Origin of the sequence: Microbacterium sp. HMWF026 (assembly GCF_003061325.1) — a bacterium.
GTDB lineage: Bacteria > Actinomycetota > Actinomycetes > Actinomycetales > Microbacteriaceae > Microbacterium > Microbacterium testaceum_E.
On record NZ_QAJB01000362.1, the window covers coordinates 1 to 2,769 of the forward strand.

Below are 2,769 nucleotides of genomic sequence, written 5' to 3' on the forward strand. Positions count from 1 at the left end.
ACCGCGAGGAGCGCTGTGAGGACCGGGCTGAGCGCTCCGGCGGCGGCGGGGATGCTGCTGCCTAGGTGCTTCACGGCGACCACGTAGCAGGCGGTCGAGAGCAGTCCGGTGCCCACGCCCTGCACGAGCGCGTAGGCGCCCCACGCGCCCGGGTCGATCCCGCCCGTGAAGAGGTGCGAGGGCATCGCGCCGGTGGCGGCGAGGACGAGCGCTGCGATCAGCGAGCTCAGCGAGACGATCGCGATGACGCCGACGGGGTCCAGGCTGGTGCGGGCGAGCCCCAGTGTGTAGGCGGCCCACACGAAGCCGGCGGCGAGCAGCACGGCGATCCCGCCGGGTCCACCCGACCCGCCGGTGAGGACGGCGCTGGCGGCGACCCCCGCCACGATGAGGCCCAGCGCCGTCAGCCGGCGCCGCGAGGGCGCGCGACGATGGCGGGCCACGAGCAGCAGGGTGACGAACACGGGGACGGTCCCCGGCACGAGCAGCCCCGTCAGCGCGGCCGAGGTGAGGTGCGCACCTCCGGCGAACAGCAGGAAGTGGGGCAGACCCGCCAGCAGGACGAGGGCGAGGGCCCCCCGCCGCTCGCCGCGGAGGCGGCGCAGGGTGCGCGGCATCCACGGGATCAGCAGCAGCGCGGGCACGCCGAAGCGGACGATCGCGGCATCCGCCACGGTCATTCCCGTGCTTTCGAGCGCACGGGTGGACAGAGCGAAGGACGACCACAGGCAGATGACCGCCGCCAGGGCCGCGATGCCGGTGAGCGCGCCGCGCGCGGGCGCGACGGTCCGCGGCAGGGGGAAGACGGTCACGAGCCGAGCGTAGAAATGGTCGGCGCGCAGGCGATTGCGAACATTGCCGTAGCAGCGCAGATATTGGCAGAATCTGCCCTATGACGTCGCTCGACCGCATCGATCAGCTCATCCTGCGCGAGCTGCAGCAGGACGGACGCCTCACCAATCAGGAGCTCGCCGATCGCGTGGGCCTGTCGCCGTCGCCGTGCCTGCGCCGCGTGCGGCAGCTCGAGCAAGCGGGCATCATCGAGGGCTACCGCGCCGTCGTCTCGCCCAAGGCCGTCGACCTGACCATCACGGCCTTCGTCCGCCTGCGACTCGCCTCGCACGAGGGGTCGACGGTGGATGCCGTCGAGCAGCGCCTGCGGGCGATCCCGCACATCGTCGAGGCGCACTTGCTCGCGGGGGACTGGGACTACCTGGTCCGCATCGTCACCCCGAGCTTCGAGGAGTACGAGAAGCTCCTGCGCGAGCACCTCCGCGCGATCCCGTCGTTGTCGTCGATCGACACGACGTTCGCGTTCGCGGTGACCAAGCCGGTCTCACCGCTGCCGCTCGGGACCGGTACCGCCGGGTGAGGTCGTCGCCGGGCCGGGACGCATCCCGCGCCCGGCGACCATCTCTCAGCGCGCCTGGCGCTGCTTGAGCAGCTTCGCCTGCACCTTGCGGCGGATCTTCTGCACCTTCGGGTCCTTCCAGACCCGGTAGGCGACCGTTCCGGCGGCAGCCGCGCGCCCGATCGCCGTGCGCGCGAGGATCGCTCCCGCGAGTCCGACCGCGCCCGTTCCGATCCATCGTCCGACACCCATGACGCCTCCTTCGATCGCGTGTGCGAAGTTCCATCACACGCGATCGACCGCCCGATGGCTCGACGCTTGCGCCGGCACCGCGGGTGTGCTGCGTACCCCGGTCAGGCGATGCGCTCGCCGACCCCGGCCGCGAACGGCTCGAGCGCCGAGAGGACGTCGTCGCTCAGCGTGGTCGTGCTCGCGGCCACCGCGTCGTCGATCTGGCTCGTGCGCGAGGCCCCGATGATCGCCGTTGTGACCACCGGGTCGCGCAGCACCCACGCGACGGCGAGCTGGGGGATCGACAGGCCGGCCTCACGCGCCACGCCGTCGATGCCGCGGATGCGCTCGAGGTAGTCGTCGGTCAGGGCCGAGGAGTCCAGGAAGCGGCTGTCCGCGGCGCGCGAGTCGGCCGGCACCGTGCCGTCGAGGTACTTCGCGGTCAGAAGGCCCTGCGCCAGGGGAGAGAAGACGGCGCTTCCGACCGCGAGTTCACGCAGGGTCGGGAACAGGTCCTCCTCGGGCGTGCGGTCGAAGAGCGAGTAGCGCGGCTGGTGCACGAACAGCCGCACGCCCTCGGCGGCGAGCAGCTCGTGCGCGCGCCGGGTGAGGGCGGCGGGGTAGTTCGAGATCCCCGCGTACAGCGCCTTGCCGCTGCGCACGATGTCGGCGAGCGCGTGGACGGTCTCTTCGATCGGCGTCTCGGTGTCGACGCGGTGGGAGTAGAACACATCCACGTAATCGGTGCGCATGCGGGTCAGGCTCTGCTCGAGCGAGCGCACGAGGTACTTGCGCGAACCGCCGTCGCCGTAGGGGCCGGGCCACATGTCGTAGCCGGCCTTGGTCGAGAGGAACAGCTCGTCGCGGTAGCGACGCAGGTCGCTGTCGAGCACGGTGCCGAAGGTCGTCTCGGCGGCGCCGTAGGGCGGGCCGTAGTTGTTGGCGAGGTCGATGTGCACGATCCCGCGGTCCACGGCGTGGCGCAGGATCTCGCGCTGGACGTCGAGCGGGCGCGCGGAACCGAAGTTCTGCCACAGCCCCAGAGAGATGCGGGGGAGGGGGATGCCGCTGGCCCCGGCGCGCAGGAAGGGCACGTCGTCGTAGCGGGTCGCCGCGGCCTCGTAGGGGGCGATCAGGCGGGGGTCATCGGCGGCGATGGGCATGGTGCTCCTCGGAACGGGGAAGGG

4 protein-coding genes are annotated in these 2,769 nt (G+C 71.9%); 1 reads left to right on the forward strand and 3 read right to left on the reverse strand.

What is annotated here, in order from left to right:
• The coding region (locus DBR36_RS13460) for a DMT family transporter (RefSeq protein WP_108320185.1) at window positions 1-812 on the reverse strand (812 nt) is incomplete at its 3' end.
• An 80-nt stretch (window positions 813-892) separates the two neighbouring features.
• Between DBR36_RS13460 and DBR36_RS13465 the strand changes: the two genes are divergently transcribed.
• Complete coding sequence (locus DBR36_RS13465; protein WP_108320187.1) at window positions 893-1,372, forward strand: Lrp/AsnC family transcriptional regulator; 480 nt, start codon at window positions 893-895, stop codon at window positions 1,370-1,372.
• Window positions 1,373-1,417: 45 nt separating this feature from the next.
• On the opposite strand, the gene DBR36_RS13470 is transcribed toward DBR36_RS13465, so the two are convergent.
• Window positions 1,418-1,603, reverse strand: a complete 186-nt coding sequence (locus tag DBR36_RS13470; RefSeq protein ID WP_108320189.1) for a hypothetical protein — start codon at window positions 1,601-1,603, stop codon at window positions 1,418-1,420.
• Between the two features lie 101 nt (window positions 1,604-1,704).
• On the reverse strand, window positions 1,705-2,745 hold the full coding sequence (locus tag DBR36_RS13475) for an aldo/keto reductase (protein ID WP_108320191.1): 1,041 nt from the start codon (window positions 2,743-2,745) through the stop codon (window positions 1,705-1,707).
• Window positions 2,746-2,769 lie beyond the last annotated feature (24 nt).